We start from the raw sequence: 21,867 nt of genomic DNA, 5'->3' as shown, positions 1-21,867 counted from the left end.
AAAATAAAAATTGACGTTTCACGTTGTTTGTTTCGTTCAGTTTTCAAAGAACTACGTTGTCGCTCACAAGCGACTTTATCAATATAACATTTTGTTATATTTTCGTCAACAACTTTTTTCAATAAGTTGTTTTTCGTTTGTTTTGCTTGTTACCTTTCGTGGCAACGGATATAAATATACCAGTTTAATTATTAAAATGCAATAGTTTTTCTAATAAAATTTTTAACTTAGTAAAAAAGTATAAAAACAGCACATTTCTTCTATATAAATATAATTTCTCGCACCATCAAGATCTATTATACCCACGCAACTCATACTCAAATAAAAAAAGCTTTGGAGAAATCTCCAAAGCTTAGTCTTGTTTATGACGCATAGCAGGGAATAATAATACATCACGAATAGATGGTGCATTTGTTAATAACATAACTAGACGATCAATACCGATTCCTAATCCACCCGTAGGAGGCATACCGTACTCAAGAGCTTCGATATAATCATCATCCATCATGTGAGCTTCGTCATTACCTTGCTCACGCTCTTTTAATTGAGCTTCAAAACGTTCTTTTTGATCAATTGGATCGTTTAACTCAGTGAATGCATTTGCATGTTCACGTGCAACGATAAATAACTCGAAACGATCTGTGAATCGTGGATCTTCGTCATTCTTTTTCGCAAGTGGCGAAATTTCTACCGGATGACCGTAAATAAATGTTGGTTGAATTAATTTATCTTCTACTTTTTGCTCGAAGAACTCATTAATGATATGACCAACTTCCATTGTATCCTTAATTTCTACATTATGTTCTTTTGCAAGCTCACGCGCTTCTTCTACACTCATCGGCGTCCAGAAATCCGCTCCAGAGTGTTGCTTAATTGCATCTACCATATGAAGACGTGTCCATTCTGGTTCTAGATTAATTTCATAATCACCATATTGGATCGTTGTTGTACCCAATACTTTTTTCGCAATATGAGCAACCATATTTTCTGTTAGTTTCATAATATCATTATAATCAGCGTACGCTTCATATAATTCAATCATCGTAAACTCAGGATTATGACGAGTTGATACACCCTCATTACGGAATACACGGCCGATCTCATAAACTTTTTCTAATCCGCCCACAATAAGACGCTTTAAATGAAGTTCAATTGCGATACGCATATATAATTCCATATCTAACGCATTATGATGCGTAGTGAAAGGACGAGCAGATGCTCCACCCGCAATCGCGTGCATCATAGGCGTTTCTACTTCAAGATAACCGTTGTCATCTAAATATCTTCTCATTTCACGAATGATTTTACTACGAGTAACAAATGTTTCACGACTTTCCATACTTGTAATTAAGTCTAAGTAACGTTGACGGTATCGTTGTTCAACATCTTTTAATCCATGGTATTTATCCGGTAATGGACGAAGAGATTTCGTTAAAAGCGTAAATCCTGTTGCTTTTACTGAAAGTTCTCCAACGTTTGTTTTGAACACTTTACCTTCAATACCCACTAAGTCACCTAAATCTGCTGTCGTAAATAACTCGTACTCTTCATCTCCAACAGTATCTTTACGAACGTAAATTTGAACTTGTCCGTGTAAATCTTGAATGTGTGCGAATCCAGCTTTTCCTTTACCGCGTTTTGTCATAATACGACCAGCGATAGAAACCGTGATTTCCTTCTCTTCTAATTCTTCTTTAGAGAATTCTCCATATAGACTTACTAAGTCGGTTGTTGAATTTGTGCGTTCAAATCGTTTACCGAACGGATCGATTCCTTGCTCACGTAAATTATGTAGCTTTTCACGACGAACAAGCAATTGGTCGTTTAATTCTTCGTGGTTCATGTTATCCATGATATTGATATCACTCCAGCTCTATTAATTTTTACAATATATACAGTATAGCATTTTCTACTCAACTAGAAAAACTGCCAGCAACTAACTGGCAGTTCTTCTTTCTTTCACGTAATTATAGGAAGTGTGTAGAAGAATGTCAATCTTCTCCGTCCTCCTTATTAACCAACGTAAATTGTTTGTTGTTTCGCCTCTACTTCTTCTACAAATGCACCTAATACATTCGCAAGGTCTTCACGCGTGTTGCAAGTATTGATACCATTACGCACACTCGCATTACCACGAACACCTTTTAAATACCAAGCCGCATGCTTTCTCATCTCTCTTACAGCAACATTTTCGTTCTTTAAATCGATAAGACGATCTAGATGCAACATACATACATCAATTTTCTCACGGACTGTTGGTTCCGGCATTAATTCACCTGTCTCTAAATACTTTACCGTACGATAAATCATCCATGGATCCCCAAGAGCTGCACGACCAATCATAACACCATCTACACCAATCTCATCAAGCATACGCTTCGCATCTTGCGGTGTTTCGACATCACCATTTCCGATAACCGGGATATTCACAGCTTGCTTTACTTGTTTAATGATATCCCAATCTGCTTTCCCTTCATACATTTGCACTCGCGTACGTCCGTGAACCGCCACAGCTTGTCCGCCAGCACGCTCAACAGCTCTAGCATTTTCTATTGCGAAAATATGTTCTTCATCCCAACCGATACGCATTTTAACCGTAACCGGCTTTTCAACAGCATCTACAACCGCTGCTACCATTTCGTATATTTTATTTGGATCTAGAAGCCACCTTGCCCCCGCATCACATTTAACGATTTTCGGTACTGGGCAACCCATATTAATATCAATAATGTCTGCTGTCGTATATTTATCTACGTATTTCGCAGCATCTACAAGCGTTTCTTTCTCTCCACCGAAAATTTGTAAACTTAATGGTTTTTCTCTCTCATCAATATATAACATATCTAATGTTCTTTTGTTATTCAGTAATATTGCCTTATCACTTACCATTTCAGCACAAACTAAACCTGCACCAAATTCTTTAACTGTTAAACGGAATGCAGAGTTACACACTCCCGCCATCGGTGCTAATACAACCGGATTTTTCATCTCAATATTTGCAATCTTTAACAATCAACCTACTCCTTCCTGCACAGTCACTTTGGCATTAATTCATCTATCGAAACATTTAACGCCTTAGCAACTTCTACTACAAAATCTTGAGAAGGCGATCGATTCCCTCTCTCAACTTCACCTAAAACAGATACTGATACCCCTAATTCTTTAGCAAAACCTTCTTGCGTGTAGCCTTTTAGCTTTCGAAAAGCACGAATGCGTCTTCCCCATTTTTCTGCTTCCATACCGTTACTCCCTCTCGCCTTTTCATTTCTTCTACTTGTGAACGTGAAATGTTTTGTTTTATATCTTGATTAATCTCTAACAACGGAACGATAACAAAAGCTCTTTCGAACATCCGCGGATGCGGAACAATAAGATTCTCTGCTTCAATATTCTCTTGATTATAAAGTAAAATGTCAAGGTCGATAGTCCTCGGCCCCCACCTAATTTCCCTTTTTCTTCCTAGGTCATTTTCTACTTTTTGTGTTACTTTCAATAATTCTTGCGGTGATAAATTGGTAGAAATTTTTATAACTAAATTTAAAAAACAACTTTGGTCAGTATAGCCAACTGGATCAGTTTCATACACTGACGAAACATCATCAACTTGAATATACGGACTTTTATTTAAAAACTGAATGGCTTCAGTTAAATACGTATAACGCTCTCCAATATTTGACCCTAATGCAATGTACGCTATATTATTCATGGACGTTCTCTCGTAATTTCTACTGCTACAGCGCGATAATGGCCCGGTATCGGCGGATCTGGTTTAATCACCTTAATTGTACACCGTGAAATACTTTTATATTGCTTTAATATATCTGCAGCAATATTTTCAGCGATACTCTCCACAAGCTTATACTTTCTATCCTCAACAACTTTTCTACATAATTCGAAAAGCTCTCCATAATTGACCGAATGCTCTAAGTCATCACTTTCCCCTGCACGCTTTAAATCCAACTCCACCGTTAAGTCAACTTTAAATCTCTGACCTAATCTATTCTCCTCTGGAAACACACCATGATAACCATAAAATTCCATATCGTGGATATAAATTTTATCCAATTACCTTACCCCCTTACCAATCATCGCATCCATCATTTTAGCCATACGCGCCATTTCTTTCACATCATGGACACGAACAAACTCACAGCCCTTTTCAATACCAAGACAAACAGTAGCTCCCGTTCCCTCAAGGCGTTCCTCTACTGGCAAATCTAATACGTGCCCAATAAAGGACTTTCTCGAAGTACCTAAGAGAACCGGATAACCTAGCACATTTAACTGTTCTAAATTACGCATCGCCTCTAAGTTCTGCTCCGGTGTTTTAGCAAAACCGATACCTGGATCTAAAATAATATTCTCATCTCGCACACCAGCATTTTTAGCAATTTTAATACTGTCATACAAATCAGCAATCATATCCGCCATTAAATTACGATAATTCATATTATCACGGTTATGCATTAAAATGATGGGTACATCATAATGGGCTGCGACTTCAGCAATTTTCGGCTCCGCCTTCGCCCCCCAAATATCATTAATAATATGAGCACCAGCCTCAATTGCTTGCTTTGCAACTTCAGCTTTATATGTATCGATAGATATAGGTAATTTTACTTCTTTTGAAACTGCTTGAATCATCGGGACGACTCGCTTTATTTCTTCTTCTACTGATACTTTAGCAAAACCTGGGCGAGTAGATTCGCCACCAATATCAATAATATGAGCACCTTCACCTTGCATTTCTTTTGCGTGACGTACCGCAGCATCTACCTCGTTGTAACTCCCACCATCAGAAAACGAATCTGGTGTTACATTTAAAATCCCCATAATTAATGTCTTTTCATTTAAATTCAATGTATATTCGCCGCAGCGTAAATCATAATCCCACTTCAAACTACACATCTCCTCTTCGTAATTCATTTCTGCTCCATAATTTCTCTCTTTGCATTCCATAAAGGTACATTAAACTTTTTGTAACCACTCCTACTTTACCCGGGAAATCCTGCGCTTCTATACGATAAAGCGGAACAATTTCTTGAATGGAGTTTGTTACGAAGACTTCATCCGCTGAAAGTAGCTCATCTTTTGTAAAGAAACCTTCCTTTACTTCTATATTTAATTCTTCAGCACTCTTTATAATAAACGCACGAGTGATACCATTTAAAATACCTGTCTCTAACGAAGGTGTATATAAAACATCACTTTTCACAAAAAATAGATTCGAAACAATACCCTCTGCAATATAACCTGCTTCAGTAAGGAAAATACCTTCCTTGCTCACAACATTTCCAATTTCACGCTTACCTAAAATATTATTTAAATAGTGATGAGACTTCAGGCGAAATGTCCCTTCCGGTGTATTTCGCACTTGTTTTAAAATAACACCTTCTTTTTCTACTACATCTCCTGGAGCTGTTAAAGGTTTTATAAAAACAATAACCGAAGGCTCTTCGTATATTTCCGTTTGTAATCCTATTTCATCTATACCTGCCGATACATTAAAACGTACATATGCATGCTTCAATTCATTCTTAGCGAGTAAATCTTTCAAAATAAGCATCACATCATTTTTTGTCATTGTCCATTTAATTTGCAATGTATCCAGCGCCTCTATTAAACGGTCATAATGATCATCCAATAAGAAAGGATGACCATTATAAATACGAAACGTTTCAAAAACTCCAAGACCATATAAATAACCATGATCATAAGGAGAAATTCTCGCTTCACTTGCTTCTACATACTGACCATTTACGTAAATTAACATAATGTCGCACTTGGACTGTATTTACGAATGAAATTCTGCAATAACTCTTTCCCATGAGAAGTCATAATAGATTCCGGATGGAATTGCACACCCTCTATCGGCAATGTCTTATGACGAAGTGCCATAATTTCCCCTTCCTCCGTCCAAGATGTTACCTCTAAGCAATCTGGTAACGTCTCTTTCTTAACAATAAGGGAATGATAGCGCGTCGCAGTAAACGGATTAGGAATATCCGAAAAAATCGTCTTTCCATCATGATGCATAAGCGAAGTTTTCCCATGCATTAATCGCTCTGCACGAACAACCTCTCCACCAAACACTTGTGCAATAGATTGATGCCCTAAACAAACTCCAAAAATCGGAATCTTCCCCGCGAAGTATTTAATAACTTCCATACTAATCCCCGCTTCATTAGGACTACATGGACCTGGAGAAATCATTAGAAAATCTGGTTTCATATTCTCGATATCTGAAATCGTCACTTCATCGTTACGTTTAACAACGAGCTCTTGTCCAAGTTCTCCAAGAAACTGCACTAAATTAAATGTAAAAGAATCATAATTATCAATCATTAATATCATTTCTCTCACCTAACCGTTTCTTCGCTACGTTCTTTTGCACGCCATAAAGCAATCGCCTTTTTTAACGACTCTTTATATTCATTTTCCGGATTTGAATCAATTACAATTCCCGCCCCCGCTTGTACATGAGCTTTTCCATCTTTAGCAAGAAGTGTTCTAATTACAATATTCAATTCTGTATCTCCAGAATAACCAATCCAACCGATTGAACCTGTATAAATCCCTCGGCGAACAGGTTCTAATTCCTCAATAATTTCCATTGTACGTATTTTCGGGGCACCAGTAATTGTTCCACCAGGGAATACAGCCTTCACTAAATCAAAAGCATCTTTATCTTCTTCCACCTCACCACGCACATTAGAAACAATATGCATAACATGTGAGTATTTCTCAATTACCATAAATTCATCTACTTCTACAGTGCCATATTTACAAACACGCCCTAAATCATTTCTTTCTAAATCCACAAGCATTACATGCTCTGCTCTTTCTTTTTCGTTCTCAATTAATTCTCTTGCTAATTCTTCATCCTCTTGCTCATCCGCGCCTCTAGATCTCGTTCCAGCAATTGGTCTTGTACTTACTTCAGTTCCTTGTTTCTTAATTAACAACTCTGGCGATCCACTAACAATTTGAAAATCCCCAAGCTCCAGGTAACCCATATATGGAGATGGATTAATTTCACGAAGACTTGTATAAATTTCTAGTGGATGCGTTTGTAAAGTTCTTTCTTGTCTCGTCGACAAGTTTACTTGGAACACATCACCCGCCCCAATATATTCTTGAATACATTCAACTGCCTTCATAAAGCCTGTTTCTGTAAAGGCAACCGCTTCATTTTTCTTTTTAGGACGTTCAAACGGCATAGTCACTTCAGGCACTTCTGCCACCCAAAGATCCTTCCATTCATTTAAACGTTCTTCTGCTTCTGCATGCTTATCTACATAATGTGTAATAATCCACAATAGCTTTTCTTTTTGATCATAGACAAACACATCATCAAATAATAAAAAGTATATATCGGGTATATTCAGATCATCCTCTGCAAGAGAAGGGAGTTTTTCGATATAACGGATACAATCATAACTAAAGTAGCCAATTGCACCACCTTGAAAAGGCGGGTACTCTGGATTGTAGTCTGTTTTCCATTTCTCCATATATTCTTGCATTAAATCTAATGGATTCCCTCTTTTTATTGTTTCCTTACCGCTTTCACTTATATGTAACTTTTCACCCTTCCCTTGGATTACCGATACCGGGTTTAAACCCACTATGTTATAACGACCGCCACGTCCACTTTCCAGCAAAATATGTTGCGGCTTATCCTGAGAAAGAAATTTATATTGCTTAAAGAAATCTAACTGATATGGAATAGAAAGCGCTAAAGATTTTCTTCGTTGCATATCAACACCCCGTCTTCTTTTATCCCACCCTCTTAGATGAACCAGCTCCAACTACATAAGTTATTTATATAGAGATTGATTATACTCGAAGGCTAGTGAAAATAATTTAATTATACTACCTCTTATTTTACATGAAGTTTTCTAGTCATTCACTCTTTTCCTATTTCCAATCCAAAAAGAAAAAGCATCCTTTTTCAAGGATGCTTTTTCAATCGCATTTAATTATGATTCAAATTGATAAAGTGGTGTACTTAAATAACGTTCACCGTTACTCGGGATAATAACAAGTACCTTTTTCCCTTTACCTAACTTTTTCGCAACTTCTGTTGCTGCATAAATAACTGCGCCTGAAGAGATACCAACTAAAATACCTTCCTCTTTAGCCACTCTTCTCGCATATTCAAATGCTTGCTCTGTTTTCACTTGAATAATTTCATCATATACTTCTACATCCAACGTCTCCGGAACAAATCCCGCCCCAATTCCTTGGATTTTATGTGGACCTGGTTTCCCACCAGATAATACTGGTGAATCTGCAGGTTCTACTGCATAAATTTTAATATCTTTATACACTTCCTTCAGCACTCCACCAGCACCAGTAATCGTTCCACCTGTACCAATACCTGCAATAAACGCATCTAATTGGTCGCCCATTTGTTCAATAATTTCTGGACCTGTTGTTAAACGGTGAATTTCTGGATTTGATTGGTTTTTGAACTGTTGTGGTATAAAGTAGCCATGCTCTTTCGCTAATTCAGTCGCTTTACGAATTGCTCCACCCATCCCTTCAGGACCTGGAGTCAATACTAATTCAGCACCGTAAGCACGTAATAAATTACGACGCTCAATACTCATTGTTTCTGGCATTACTAAAATTGCATTATATCCTTTAGCAGCCGCTACCATCGCTAAACCAATCCCTGTGTTACCACTTGTTGGCTCAATGATTGTATCGCCCTCTTTTAACAATCCCTTTTTTTCAGCATCTTCAATCATAGCTAGTGCAATACGATCTTTAACGCTACTCCCTGGATTCATAAATTCTAGTTTTAAGTATATATCTGCGCTGTCTGATTCTACGATGCGGTTCAACTTAACGATCGGCGTTTTCCCGATTAATTCTGAAACTGATTGTGCCACTCGCATTCCTGTCACTCCTAACACCGAGTATTTTTATTGGTTTTATCTATATTTAGATTTTGTCAGAAAATTCCCTGTTTGTCAATCTATTCGGAGGGTTAATCCCCTTATTACAAATTCTCAATTAAATTTGTAATATCTTCTTTAGAGAACTTGTATCGTTCATTACAGAAATGACAATGAACTTCTGTTTCTTCTTCTTCTTCACGAATTTGCTCTAACTCTGTTTTACCTAAACTAATTAACACACTCTCAATACGTTCACGTGAGCACGTACAATTAAATTGAACATCCATTGTTTCTAATACTTTTACTTTATCTTCTCCAAGGACTGCATATAGTAGCTCTTCTGGAGAAAGACCTTGTTCGATCAATGTTGATACAGGCGGGATTTTTTGCAAACGATCTTCAATGAATGAAATTGTTTCTTCCTGTGCGCCCGGCATAATTTGAAGGATAAATCCACCCGCCGCTAATACGCTGTCATCTCCATTTACAAGTACACCCACACCAACAGAAGAAGGCGTCTGCTCAGAAACTGCGAAATAATACGTGAAATCTTCCCCTAGTTCTCCCGAAACGATTGGAGATTGACCGATAAACGGCTCACGCATACCAATATCTTTAATTACTGTTACAAACCCTTCTGTACCTACCGCTTGATATACACGTAATTTCCCCTGTTCCGTTCCTTCAAAATCAACATGTGGATTCGTTACGTAGCCACGTACATCCCCATTTGCATGAGCATCTACTAAGATAGGGCCAATCGGACCATTACCTTCTACCTTAATCGTTAACTTTTGATCACCTTTTAACATCGCACCCATCATTGTACCTGCAGTTAAAGAACGACCAAGTGCCGCCGAAGCTGTCCTCCATGTATCATGACGTCTTTGTGCCTCACTTACTGTATTTGTTGTACGTACACTATACGCACGTACTTCTCCATCAAACGCTAACGCTTTTACTAAATAATCTTTCATACTTATTTATTCACCTTTCTCATGCTGTAAATTTGCATTACGCTCATATAACATATACAAGCCTTTTAACGTTAAAAATGGATCTACAATATCAATTACATTCGATTCTTCTGAAATTAATTTCGCCAATCCACCTGTTGCAATAACTTTCGGTTCTTGTTTAGCTTCTTCTTTCATACGCTTAACAATACCTTCCACTTGTCCTACATAACCATAAAGAATACCTGATTGCATCGCACTTACTGTATTCTTCCCAACAACACTGCTCGGTTTTGTAATTTCAATACGAGGAAGTTTTGCTGCCCTACTATATAAAGCCTCTGCTGAAATCATAATTCCTGGCGTAATAACTCCACCCATATAATGCTTTTCTTCATTAATATAACAATATGTAGTAGCCGTACCAAAATCAACAATAATAAGTGGACTTTCATACAATTGGATTCCCGCTACTGCATTTACAATTCGATCTGCGCCTACTTCACGTGGATTTTCATATTTAATATTTAGCCCCGTTTTTATTCCAGGCCCTACTACAAGCGGTTTAATTTTAAAATATTTTTCACACATACGTTCTAAAGCGAACATAATTGGTGGTACGACTGAAGACACAATAATACCTTTCACATCTTCAAACGAAAGACCCTCATGATCAAGTAACTGTTTTACAAGCATTCCATATTCATCTTCTGTCTTATGACGATCTGTTTCCATGCGCCAATGCTGACGAAGTTCCCCCTCTTCAAACACGCCTAGTACAGCATTTGTGTTCCCTACATCCAATACAAAAATCATATTCTCACCACTTATCTTATTTAATCTATATTTGTGTAGTATGTATAAAACTTATAAAAACATCATATCACACATACTTATATAATCAGCTTTCCTATCCTCATCATTTTACAAAAAGATTGCTCTCTATTTCAATTTTTAATACTAGTTTTACTTAAATTACTTTATCCACTAAGCCCTTAATAGTAATTAACAAAAATCTTAACAAACAAAAAAGGAGTGACGATAGTCACTCCTTCATTTCTTACTTATCTTCTTTATCTTCATCGTCTTTCTTCATATTGATGTTTACTTTCACATCATCTGAAGATGTTGGACGCTCAGGTAATCTGCCATAATCATATAAATGATTAATTTGCTCTGCGTCTAATGTTTCTACTTCAAGTAACGTTTTCGCGATAATATCAAGTTTATCTCGTTTTTCAGTAAGAATATGTTTCGCACGAGCATAACATTCTTTAATAATTGTTTGCATTTCCACATCAATTTCATGTGCGATTGCATCACTGTAGTTTTGTTCTGAATGGAAGTCTCTTCCTAAGAATACCTGACCACCTTGTGAGCTACCAAATTGCATCGGTCCAAGCTTATCACTCATACCGAATTCCGTAACCATACGTCTTGCAATACCAGTTGCACGTTGGAAATCGTTGTGAGCACCTGTACTTGCTTCACCAAATACAATCTCCTCAGCTACTCGACCACCAAGTAAACCAGTGATTTTATCAAGTAACTCTGGCTTTGTCATGAAGTAACGATCTTCCTTCGGAAGCATTACCGCATATCCACCAGCCTGACCACGAGGGACAATTGTTACTTTATGAACGACATCAGCTTCATCAAGAACAACACCAATTACAGTATGGCCTGCTTCATGGAAAGCAACGATATTACGTTCTTTTTCAGAGATAACACGACTTTTCTTAGCTGGACCTGCAATAACACGATCCGTTGCTTCATCGATATCACTCATATCAATCTTCTTCTTATCTCGACGTGCAGCTACTAAAGCAGCTTCGTTTAATAAGTTTTCAAGATCCGCACCAGAGAATCCTGGTGTACGAGTCGCAATTGCTCTTAAATTAATATGCTCATCAAGCGGTTTATTACGCGCATGTACTTTCAGTACAGCTTCACGGCCATTTACATCTGGACGATCTACTGTAATTTGACGGTCAAAACGACCTGGACGTAATAACGCTGGGTCAAGAATGTCTGGACGGTTTGTCGCAGCAATGATAATAATACCTTCGTTTGCACCGAATCCATCCATTTCAACAAGTAACTGGTTCAATGTTTGCTCACGCTCATCATGACCACCACCAAGACCTGCGCCACGTTGACGACCTACTGCATCAATTTCATCAATGAAAATGATACAAGGAGCATTTTTCTTTGCATTTTCAAATAAATCACGTACACGTGATGCACCGACACCGACAAACATCTCTACAAAGTCAGAACCACTGATAGAGAAGAATGGAACGCCAGCCTCACCTGCAACAGCACGTGCTAATAAAGTTTTACCTGTACCTGGAGGTCCAACTAATAGGACACCCTTCGGAATACGGGCACCAACTTCAGAAAACTTACGAGGGTCTTTTAAGAATTCAACTACCTCGACAAGTTCTTGTTTCTCTTCATCCGCCCCAGCAACATCTCTGAAACGAACTTTTTTCTTTTCATCATTATATAACTTCGCCTTACTTTTCCCGAAGTTCATAACACGGCTACCGCCGCCTTGAGCCTGGTTTAATAAGAAGAAGAATAAAATGAAGATGATGACAAACGGAATGATTGAAGTAAAGAATGTTACCCAAGCACTTGTTTCTTCTGCTGGTTGATACTTAACTTCGGCACCTTTCGCTTTATCATTGATTTTCTTTTGTAATTCCTCAGTATTTGGTGCATAAGTAACAAATTGTTCTCCTTGGCTAGAGTTATTGAATTGTCCTTTTACCTCAAATACACCATTTTTCGGTTGAAGTTGCACATTACGCACTTCACCGCTTTCTAGTTTAGTAATGAATTTGTCGTAGCTAACTGATGTCGTTTTTTGTGTCGAACCATTAAAATAGCTCACGATTCCAATTACTACTAAGAATATCAGTAAATAAAAGATGGTATTACGGAAGATACGATTCATTCCTAACCTCCTCTCACGGCATAAACACTATAGTAAATCGTAACATAGAAAAACTTTCCTATACAATTGTAAAGCCTGTATTTAATTAATTTGAGTAAACGCTTGGTTTTAATACGCCTACATAAGGAAGATTACGGTACTGCTCTTTATAATCTAATCCATATCCTACTACAAATTCATGTGGAACAGTAAATCCAACATAATCCGCTTTCAGATCAACCTTACGGCCTGTTGGCTTATCTAATAATGTAACAATTTTTACAGACTTCGCTTTACGATATTTGAATAAGTCTACTAAGTAGCTTAGTGTAAGACCACTATCAATAATATCTTCGACGATTAAAATATCGCGACCTTCTACAGAAGTATCAAGATCTTTTAAAATTTTCACTTCGCCTGTTGAAACTGTAGAGTGACCATAACTAGATACAGCCATAAAATCCATTTCAAGATATGTATCTGTTCTCTTTAATAAATCTGCCATAAATGGCATTGCGCCTTTTAATACACCAATTGCAAGAGGTACTGTGTTTTTATAATCCTCTGCAATAACTGCACCTAGTTCGCGCACCTTTTCTTGTATTTGTTCTTCAGAAATTAATACTTTTTCGATATCTTGATTCATCATTTCATTATCCTCCCGGAAGACTCCTTGCTTTTGTAGTGAATAATCATATATTTACCCTTCTTTGCCATCTCTTTCGAAATTGCAAATGCAGATCGCTTCAACAAGGGTACCCAAATAATGTTCCCACTTGCATCACAAACGACCGGCCATTCTTCTCTTTTTTCTTTTGGTACTTTCGCTTCGATAAAAATAGCTTTTATCTTTTTCGTGCCATCCATACCTTGTATTGACATGCGATCTCCATTTTCCCTAGAACGAATACGAAGTGGATATGATATATCATTATACTTAGCAACAAATACTGTTTCATTCATGTTACTTGGTATATCTTCGCTCACCTCTGTTACAAATTCATCCCCGTTCAATAGTGTAATGGTCCCGGGTACTGATAAATCTTGCAAAAAAGGAGAGACAATTTCTTGTTTAAATCTAAAGCTACACTCCTCGTATGTGCGAACAATTTTCAAATCACCTGGAAAATCAAGTGAACCTGAAGGTTGTGTCCGCTTAAAAAACTCAATCACCTTGTCAATATGTATAGAAGAAAGAGAAGATGGAATCTTATATTCATAAAGATAGTTTAATATTAGTTGAATCCCTCTTCTTTGTAAAGGCATAGACATGGATTCAAAGGCAGGAATTGATAAGCTAATTTGTTTATCACTTTTTTTTGTAATTACTTTATTCATTTTCTCAAAAGCTAATTCCTGCAAATAAGCCTCATCCTCTTGCATCTGCACGCTAAATTTTTGGAATTTCTCATGCATTTGTGGATTTTCTTCTTTTAAGTGAGGAAGGACATATTTACGTAATCGATTCCTTGTATATACTTCCTTTTTATTACTCGGATCTATACGTGGAATTAAATTTAGCTTATTACAGTAATCAACAATTTCTTCCTTCGTTACCCCAAGTAACGGCCTAATTAAATATCCATTATGAAAAGGACGCTTCACTGCAATTCCTGCATATCCTTTCGGAGTACTCCCTCTTACAAGACGCATTAAAATTGTCTCGACTTGATCATCTCCATGATGTCCAAGAGCAACATATCTTGCATCATATTTCTTCATTATTCTTTCCAAAAATGCATATCTGCATTCTCTAGCAGCAACCTGTGCATTCATTCCGTATTGCTGTTGATATTGTGATACATTAATCCTTATCGTTTCACAAATAATTCCTAGTTCTTCACAAAGGTCCTGCACAAACTGTAAATCCTCATGAGATTCATCACCTCTAAACATATGATCTACATGAGCTACTACAATTTCCAACTGTTTTTCCGCTCTTTTTTCTAATAAATAATATAAAAGGGCTAACGAGTCAGGACCACCAGAAACTCCCACAACAATTGTTGAATCATTCTTTAATACATCATGCTGCTTTACAAAGTCATCTACTTTTTCAACAAATGTATCTTTCAACTTCGCAATCACCTTTCATTAAACAAGAACAGCAACGTTAGTTACCTTGTCTATAATGGTACAACTTTTACAAACATTGTGCAAAAAAAAGATATACAAAAATTACATTTTTATCTTACATCCTCCGTGTATATTCATAAAATCAATAACATTACCTTTTCCCACAAAAAAACCTAGGTATTCACCTAGGTTTTTAAAATCAAATTATAGATAAACATTCCACTTATATTTTACTGCGCCTGCATTCCTACAATCGGAATCGTAGCCCACTTCGGCATATTTTTCTTCACTTTTGCCACCACAATAGTCATATCATCATTTATATAACCATCACAAGAGCGAATCACTTCTTCCATAATGATATCAGCAATTTCTTGCGGGTCTTCGGTTTGCAATTCTTTAATTTTCCGCTTCATCCATAATTCATGATTCTCTACATGCTGCGCGCCCTCAAAAATCCCATCGCTCATCATAATAAGGATATCGCCCGTTTTTAATTGTTCACCCACCACATCAACTTCAACATCTTCGATGATTCCCATCGGCAAATTACTTGCTTCAATTTTCAAAATATTATTCGCGCGTTTAACAAAACTCGGGGTTGATCCAATCTTTAAAAACCTAGCACTCGCATCCCGCAAATCTACCATAGCTAAATCTAATGTTGTAAACATCTCTTCTGTCGTTCTCAAAGAAAGAATTGAATTGATAGACTTAATAGCTATTTCTTCATCAATACCCGATTGGAGTATTTTTTGTAATAATTTCACCGTTTCCTTACTTTCCATATGAGCTCTTTGCCCATTACCCATACCATCACTAATCGCAAGTGCGTATTTACCAACACTTAAATCCATCATCGCATAAGAGTCACCCGAAACAAACCCACCGCCTTTTGCGGCTGTAGCCAATCCTGTATCAAGAGAATACGTCTTCGCCGAACCAAATGATATTAAACTGTGGCCATTCGGATAAGAAGACTTTTCTTCATGTTTAACGACAATATTTTCTTTAAGGATATCCGAAAGCATCGGTGCAACTAACTTTTCACATTCACCATGTTCATTAGATGCAACTGGAATCAACATTTCAATATCAATACTTCCTCTATCTAAACAATAAATATCAACATGCTCTACTTCGACACCAAAATCACGGAACGCTTGCATAATCTGCTCTTCCTGCACTTGATGATTTTCACGCTCTCGTTGTATCTCCTTAGCAAAATCTTCCATAACCTTTGATACACCTAATAGTTGCTCCGCTACTATTCTACGATTTTCCTTCATTTGTTTTCGCAATTTTTGCCCCTCATAGAAGTGATCTAATTCACCCGCTACTAAATCCGTCACTTTTTTCCCTCTCACACAATGCTTATCCCACTCACGAACTAATTTACGATTATGTTGCAGGGTTCCTTCTTCCGTTTCATTCATTATTTGTTTCATATAATCGTACGTTTTATCGAAATTCACTACCCAGCATTGATCCTTTTTAAAGCACGTTTGACATGTTTTCGCAGTAATTGTACTCAAAAACAAATCTGCTTCTGTCTCTTTATCTTCTTCCTCTACATACCCATATACAGAAAAACTATTAGATAAAGCAGCAAATACATTTGCGAATTGGTTGATTTTGTTCGCTGTAACATCACGCATCCTTCTTAAATATTGTTGTTGATCTTGCGAATGCTCTTGTGTACCTGGCATAAATTTAGCAATACGATCCAAAACAAGCTTTGGCGTTAATAAGAAGATAGCAATCGCTACACCTGACTCAATTAAAGTTGTTACAATATTTGTCTGCTTGTCTACATATAATGTAATTAAGCTTGTCCCTATTAATAAACCTAAACTAACACCTAAACGCTTCCCTTCTTTTAACAACCCACCAAGTAATCCAGAAAAAGCGAGAAGGCTAAGCTGAGACAAACTAGACACATTTGCTAAACTTAATATCAATCCTGTTACGACCCCCACTGTAGATCCTGTAGCAGCACCCGCAATAAATGCAAATACTAGTACTAAATACCTTGTAAAAATATGTTGAATAGAAGCATCATATACAAACCAATCTGTTGTACCCGTTAAAACAGATGCTAGTAATATAATCAAACAAACAATTTCTTCCGTCTCTAACGCCTGTTGCTTTCCTTTCCTTTCCACTAAAAGCGGGACACTTTGTAAAAATATCATAGTTAATACGAAACTAAGCCCAGCCTCAATGGTACTAACGAGTAAATCGTACATGGTGACAGTTTGTTGCGCAAAATATACAACAACTAAGTGTGCGGTTAATGCGGAGATAAATACTTGAAATGGAACAAGTCCAACGGTTTTACGTGTAAATCTACTAAAGAAGATATTATAAATGAAGAAAGTAAAGATAGATGCAAAAGTAAAAAACAAATTATCTATCGAGACTGAAAGAGCTCCTCCCATTAGAGCTAAAAATGCTAGCGGCATCTTATCCCGCTTCATAACATAAACAGCAGCAAAAAACGGTAGTGCAAACGGTAAAATATTTGTTAATATATATGCTCTTCCCAAAAGAAAACCAATAACAACAATAATAAATCCCCATCTAAAGAAAACTTGTTCGAATTTCATTCGCAACTTACTCGTCCACTTTATTCCTCCAAGCTGACTCTCATTCATTGCCAATGCACTTGTATTCATAGTATTCCTTCCTGCTTTAGGCATATTTTTAACACCACCTGCATAGTTTAATTACTGTCATTATAAAAGATGATTGTTGGGATTTTTGTCAAAACAACAGTTTTCACTTTTATAATCGTTCGACTTTTTATTCGAAATAACTCTACAGATATACACGGTATGTAAGTTATCCTTGATTTTTTAATTAAATATTCAGAAAATATAGGGTGATTTTGTAGAAGTGTTGTATGTCTTAATCCATTTAACAAAAAAAGATCATGCAAATTTGCATGATCTTTTTAGATGACCCGTACGGGATTCGAACCCGTGTTACCGCCGTGAAAGGGCGGTGTCTTAACCACTTGACCAACGGGCCGTTAAAATAAATATAGCGGCGGAGGGGATCGAACCCCCGACCTCACGGGTATGAACCGTACGCTCTAGCCAGCTGAGCTACACCGCCATGTCGTTGTATTTAACGGACAATTAGTATCTTACATCAGATATTATTTAAAGTCAACACATCTTGAAAACTTTTTTAAAATATATTTTCACATATAAAAAAGCACCCTGAGCCATCACTCTGGGTACCTCTCTATATGTTAAAAACTAAACGGCCTTATTATCCGCGACGTGCGCCACGGCCACCACGTTTAGACTCTGTGTTACGCTTTAAAGAAGTTAAACGATCTTCGCTATCCTTTAAGAAGCGTGCCATCTTTTGCTCAAATGTTTCTTTTGGAGCTCGGTCGTTACCGCCACCACGATTATCTCTGTTGAAAGAGCGATTATTACGTTGTGGACGTCCAGAACGTTGTTGATCACCACCGCGTTGGTATTCACCACGTGGACGATCTCCTTCTGTTTTTTCACGTTCTTTCGCTTTTTTGATAGATAAACCAATCTTTCCATCTTTTTCAACATTAATAACTTTTACTTCTACTTGGTCGCCCACTTTTAAGTGATCGTTAATATCTTTTACATAGTTATCAGCAACTTCACTAATATGAACAAGACCAGTTAAGCCTTCTGGCAGCTCCACAAAAGCCCCAAAATTTGTAATACCTGTTACTTTACCCTGTAACTTGCTGCCTACCTCGATTGACATAAAAAAAATGCTCCTCCTTAGTGGTTAAAAAGTCAAATTTTACTTTATTATATATAATCCTAAAATATAGTGTCAATAAGACATACTCTACTTCGAAACAGGAAAAATTATCTCCCCTTTACCAGAGAAGAAATAATCCCTTCTAGCAATCTTTAATACGTACTCTTCATCATTTAACTTTTGAACTTCGTCTTTTAGACTTTTTTCTTTATTCGTTAATGAATCCAGTTCTTTTTTCATGTCCTTAACTTTTGCTTCTTTTGCTTTAATGGAACTGTTTTGTTGATAAAACGTTACACTAATACTCGCAATAATTGTAAAAGTAAAGACAAGAAAAACCGCTAAACGGCGATAAAGTCGCTTCCTGTTCTCATCCGTTTGTATTATATGCTCTTTAACAGGATTTGGACTCTGTTTTTCGATTGTTCTTTGTCTCAGTTCCCTCATTTCCGAGGTCCCCCTAACTTCTTTTTTATACGCTCCCATATTTGGAAGATATGTCCCTTCAATTTTGCTATATATTGCAGGAACCCTATATGTTTCACTATAAAAAGTTTAACACGATTAGGGAGAAGTTTCCATATGAGCGAAGCAATAAATCGAACAGGCCAGAAAAAAACTTTCCATATGAAAAGTAATATCCAAATCACAATTTTCCATAACACATGTCCAATTGAAAGCAGTATACGAAATAAGAATAATATAAATGCAATAAATAGCTGCGCTATAATAATAACAGGTTTTATCATGAGTAGCTGTATAATTCGAACAAAAAAATATGTTGTTTGCATAAAAATATAGATGAGAAAATTTAACAGCTTCATGTATAGTGCTTTCAGTAAGCTTTGATATGCCGCAAAACCACATAACAATGCCAAAAACACATATATACGTAGTTCAGCTTCATTTACGAGAAGCAATACATAAAAGACGAATAATGCTTGGACAATCCAAAATAATATATCTTGTATAAATACAAGCCAACGTTTACGTTCTTGGCGCTTTAAAAAACGTTGATATGTATCTAAAGACGCTCCAATCCAAGCACCCATTCCAATCATTGAAAGCATTGTATACAACTGAATTGTTAGACTCATTTAAACAACTTACTAAAGAAACCTTTAGTTTTTTCCCCTTGATTTTCATCAATATACAGCATCTCATTAACTTTCCCTTTAATCGACACAATACCTTTTTCTACATCTAAATTTTTCATTTGTAAATTTTGACCACGAATCGTTAAAAAACCCATTACGGTCTCTAGCAAAAACTCTTCGCTATCAAAACTCTCTACCTGCTTCACACCGGTAATATCAATTATACGCCTGCCACGCATAATAATGTCATGTTCTACAGAAACATTTTGTTGATTAGAAGACGTAGGTGAGTAACCATTATTCACGTAAATCCCCCCATAGGTTTTTACTAGCTAATAGTAATGTATGAGGGGATACATGATTTTAGAACAAGCCTTCTTCCGCTTTTACTTTTTCTTTACGAACTAAGCTATACATATTTGCTGCATCTTCTTTTTTAGTTGTTTCTTTCAATTCATTTATTTTTACAGTGACTATTTTTTGACCAAAACGAATTGTTAATTCATCAGCTACTTTCACATCAGAACTCGCTTTTGCCACTTGACCATTAATAGATATTCTTCCTTGATCAGCTACTTCTTTCGCTAATGTTCTTCTTTTAATTAAACGTGACACTTTTAAAAACTTATCTAGACGCATATCAAATCCCCCTATTAACGCTCTGTTTGTTTCGCTTCTTCCCATAAAACATCTAACTGTTCTAATGATAAATCTTCCATCTCTTTATTCATTTCAGCTACTTTTGCCTCCATGTATAAAAAACGACCAGTAAATTTCTCATTAGTTGAACGTAACGCCTCTTCTGGATCTATTTTGTAATGACGGGCTATATTAACAAATGCAAATAGTAAATCACCAAACTCACCTAGCATCTTTTCCTCATCCATGTTTGTAACTTCTTGTTGGAACTCTTGCCATTCTTCCAAAGCTTTCTCTATCATCGGCTGCACATCAACCCAATCAAATCCAACCTTACCAGCTTTCTTCTGAATTTCAAAGGCGCGTAGTAACTGCGGCAAACTTTTAGGAACGCCATTTAAAACAGATTCTTTCACGAATCCTTTTTCTTGTTTTTTAATTTCTTCCCAATTGGCAATCACTTCATCAGCATTGTTTACATCCGTATTTCCAAATACATGTGGATGACGACGAACCATTTTTTCAGATAGAGTTCGAATGATATCATCTATAGAGAACCAACCTTCATCTTCTCCGATTTGAGCATGAAGCATAACTTGTAATAATATATCACCTAATTCTTCTACTAAGTGATCATCATCCTCTTCATCAATTGCTTCCAACACCTCATAAGCTTCCTCAATTAAATATTTCTTTAATGATTGATGCGTTTGCTTTTTATCCCACGGACAACCATTTGGACCACGCAGGTCTGCAATAATTTCTCTAAGAACATCAAACTGTTGATACAAGGACGCACGCTCCTGAACAGGTGGCACGTACACACTTGTTAAATTATTCAATTCCGTTTCATGATCTAACATGTACAACGGTACCTTCTTTACTTGTTCAAATGAAGTTCCTGCAGCTGTTACGATATACACTTCATAATCATCTGGCAACATCTCCATTAATGTTAATTTCACATCAGATGCAACGAATGCATCATATACTTGGCAAAAGATTAAATGTTGACGTAATTCTAATTGCCCTCTTTCAAATGATGTAGCATCAAGTAATTGAAATCCTTCAATCGGATCAATTTTTAGGCTTGCAAACATAGGATCAAGGAAACTTTGTCCACCCTCAATTCGCACTTCAACATTTGAAACGTCTCCTTTTTCCAACAATAGCTGAACTGTTCTTTCTGCTACAAGTGGATGCCCCGGAACCGCATAGATAATTTCTGTACCTTCAGCTTGTTCTAGCAATTTATTCGCAATTGTTTCATATACAATTTCAAACGTATCATGTGCTTCATATACAGCATCAAAAGCCGTATATTGTATGCCTTCTTTCTCCAATTCTTCTATAACTGGATGTTCCTTCGTTCTAATAAACAGATGATCTGCTTCTTTTATTTTTCGATATACACCCATCGTTAGCTGATCTAATTCACCAGCACCTAAACCTAAAACAGTAATGATTCCACTCACAACCTGTCACCT

The 21,867-nt window shown here is 36.7% G+C and carries 22 protein-coding genes and 2 tRNA genes; all 24 read right to left on the bottom strand.

Going from position 1 to position 21,867, the window contains the following annotated elements:
* Positions 1-352: 352 nt before the first annotated feature.
* The 24 genes from lysS to yabN all read right to left on the bottom strand — a co-directional run bounded on the left by lysS (position 353) and on the right by yabN (position 21,855).
* Positions 353-1,852, bottom strand: a complete 1,500-nt coding sequence (gene lysS, locus CQ064_RS30415) for a lysine--tRNA ligase (protein WP_000369686.1) — start codon at positions 1,850-1,852, stop codon at positions 353-355.
* 161 nt (positions 1,853-2,013) lie between these two features.
* Positions 2,014-3,012: a tRNA dihydrouridine synthase DusB gene (dusB, locus tag CQ064_RS30410; protein WP_000912249.1), complete on the bottom strand. Its 999-nt coding sequence runs from the start codon at positions 3,010-3,012 to the stop codon at positions 2,014-2,016.
* Between the two features lie 23 nt (positions 3,013-3,035).
* Entirely contained in the window at positions 3,036-3,239 is a 204-nt protein-coding gene (locus CQ064_RS30405) for a helix-turn-helix domain-containing protein (RefSeq protein WP_000387030.1), read from the bottom strand.
* Entirely contained in the window at positions 3,191-3,706 is a 516-nt protein-coding gene (folK, locus tag CQ064_RS30400; RefSeq protein ID WP_001059456.1) for a 2-amino-4-hydroxy-6-hydroxymethyldihydropteridine diphosphokinase, read from the bottom strand. Before folK ends, CQ064_RS30405 begins: the two co-directional genes overlap by 49 nt.
* A complete protein-coding gene (gene folB, locus CQ064_RS30395; RefSeq protein ID WP_000358070.1) occupies positions 3,703-4,065 on the bottom strand; it encodes a dihydroneopterin aldolase in 363 nt (120 codons plus the stop codon). Before folB ends, folK begins: the two co-directional genes overlap by 4 nt.
* On the bottom strand, positions 4,066-4,926 hold the full coding sequence (gene folP / locus CQ064_RS30390; protein WP_002103948.1) for a dihydropteroate synthase: 861 nt from the start codon (positions 4,924-4,926) through the stop codon (positions 4,066-4,068). It lies immediately after the preceding gene.
* Entirely contained in the window at positions 4,901-5,773 is an 873-nt protein-coding gene (pabC, locus tag CQ064_RS30385) for an aminodeoxychorismate lyase (protein WP_000909882.1), read from the bottom strand. Before pabC ends, folP begins: the two co-directional genes overlap by 26 nt.
* Positions 5,767-6,354 carry an aminodeoxychorismate/anthranilate synthase component II gene (pabA, locus tag CQ064_RS30380; RefSeq protein WP_000602297.1) on the bottom strand — a complete coding sequence of 196 codons (588 nt, stop codon included), beginning with the start codon at positions 6,352-6,354 and terminating at the stop codon, positions 5,767-5,769. Before pabA ends, pabC begins: the two co-directional genes overlap by 7 nt.
* A gap of 5 nt (positions 6,355-6,359) precedes the next feature.
* Entirely contained in the window at positions 6,360-7,757 is a 1,398-nt protein-coding gene (pabB, locus tag CQ064_RS30375; protein WP_001189713.1) for an aminodeoxychorismate synthase component I, read from the bottom strand.
* Between the two features lie 222 nt (positions 7,758-7,979).
* Complete coding sequence (cysK, locus tag CQ064_RS30370; RefSeq protein WP_001261714.1) at positions 7,980-8,903, bottom strand: cysteine synthase A; 924 nt, start codon at positions 8,901-8,903, stop codon at positions 7,980-7,982.
* Positions 8,904-9,007: 104 nt separating this feature from the next.
* Positions 9,008-9,883: a redox-regulated molecular chaperone HslO gene (gene hslO / locus CQ064_RS30365; protein WP_000656367.1), complete on the bottom strand. Its 876-nt coding sequence runs from the start codon at positions 9,881-9,883 to the stop codon at positions 9,008-9,010.
* A gap of 6 nt (positions 9,884-9,889) precedes the next feature.
* Positions 9,890-10,678, bottom strand: coding sequence for a type III pantothenate kinase (locus CQ064_RS30360; protein ID WP_000578364.1), 789 nt, complete (start codon positions 10,676-10,678; stop codon positions 9,890-9,892).
* 244 nt (positions 10,679-10,922) lie between these two features.
* Positions 10,923-12,824, bottom strand: a complete 1,902-nt coding sequence (gene ftsH, locus CQ064_RS30355) for an ATP-dependent zinc metalloprotease FtsH (RefSeq protein ID WP_001079669.1) — start codon at positions 12,822-12,824, stop codon at positions 10,923-10,925.
* 85 nt (positions 12,825-12,909) lie between these two features.
* The gene (gene hpt / locus CQ064_RS30350; RefSeq protein WP_000981846.1) at positions 12,910-13,452 is read right to left on the bottom strand and encodes a hypoxanthine phosphoribosyltransferase; all 543 of its coding nucleotides are present in this window, start codon (positions 13,450-13,452) and stop codon (positions 12,910-12,912) included.
* A complete protein-coding gene (tilS, locus tag CQ064_RS30345; RefSeq protein ID WP_000655457.1) occupies positions 13,449-14,879 on the bottom strand; it encodes a tRNA lysidine(34) synthetase TilS in 1,431 nt (476 codons plus the stop codon). Before tilS ends, hpt begins: the two co-directional genes overlap by 4 nt.
* Before the next feature lie 230 nt (positions 14,880-15,109).
* Positions 15,110-17,581, bottom strand: coding sequence for a stage II sporulation protein E (gene spoIIE / locus CQ064_RS30340; protein WP_001123550.1), 2,472 nt, complete (start codon positions 17,579-17,581; stop codon positions 15,110-15,112).
* Between the two features lie 259 nt (positions 17,582-17,840).
* Positions 17,841-17,912 (bottom strand) — tRNA-Glu (locus CQ064_RS30335).
* A 13-nt stretch (positions 17,913-17,925) separates the two neighbouring features.
* Positions 17,926-17,999, bottom strand: a tRNA-Met gene (locus CQ064_RS30330).
* 159 nt (positions 18,000-18,158) lie between these two features.
* Positions 18,159-18,644, bottom strand: a complete 486-nt coding sequence (locus CQ064_RS30325; RefSeq protein ID WP_000021451.1) for a S1 domain-containing RNA-binding protein — start codon at positions 18,642-18,644, stop codon at positions 18,159-18,161.
* An 87-nt stretch (positions 18,645-18,731) separates the two neighbouring features.
* On the bottom strand, positions 18,732-19,091 hold the full coding sequence (gene divIC / locus CQ064_RS30320) for a cell division protein DivIC (protein WP_001208739.1): 360 nt from the start codon (positions 19,089-19,091) through the stop codon (positions 18,732-18,734).
* Positions 19,088-19,741: a spore cortex biosynthesis protein YabQ gene (gene yabQ, locus CQ064_RS30315; protein ID WP_000059781.1), complete on the bottom strand. Its 654-nt coding sequence runs from the start codon at positions 19,739-19,741 to the stop codon at positions 19,088-19,090. Before yabQ ends, divIC begins: the two co-directional genes overlap by 4 nt.
* Positions 19,738-20,046 carry a sporulation protein YabP gene (gene yabP, locus CQ064_RS30310; RefSeq protein ID WP_001059104.1) on the bottom strand — a complete coding sequence of 103 codons (309 nt, stop codon included), beginning with the start codon at positions 20,044-20,046 and terminating at the stop codon, positions 19,738-19,740. The genes yabQ and yabP overlap by 4 nt, the downstream gene beginning before the upstream one ends.
* A 58-nt stretch (positions 20,047-20,104) precedes the next feature.
* Complete coding sequence (locus tag CQ064_RS30305) at positions 20,105-20,380, bottom strand: RNA-binding S4 domain-containing protein (protein ID WP_001234877.1); 276 nt, start codon at positions 20,378-20,380, stop codon at positions 20,105-20,107.
* 14 nt (positions 20,381-20,394) lie between these two features.
* On the bottom strand, positions 20,395-21,855 hold the full coding sequence (yabN, locus tag CQ064_RS30300) for a bifunctional methyltransferase/pyrophosphohydrolase YabN (RefSeq protein ID WP_000014277.1): 1,461 nt from the start codon (positions 21,853-21,855) through the stop codon (positions 20,395-20,397).
* Positions 21,856-21,867 lie beyond the last annotated feature (12 nt).

This window comes from Bacillus sp. MYb78 (assembly GCF_002975115.1).
In the GTDB taxonomy this organism is placed as follows: Bacteria; Bacillota; Bacilli; order Bacillales; family Bacillaceae_G; genus Bacillus_A; species Bacillus_A cereus.
The sequence above is the reverse complement of the archived record's forward strand: the minus strand, read 5'-3'. Positions and strand labels throughout refer to the sequence as shown.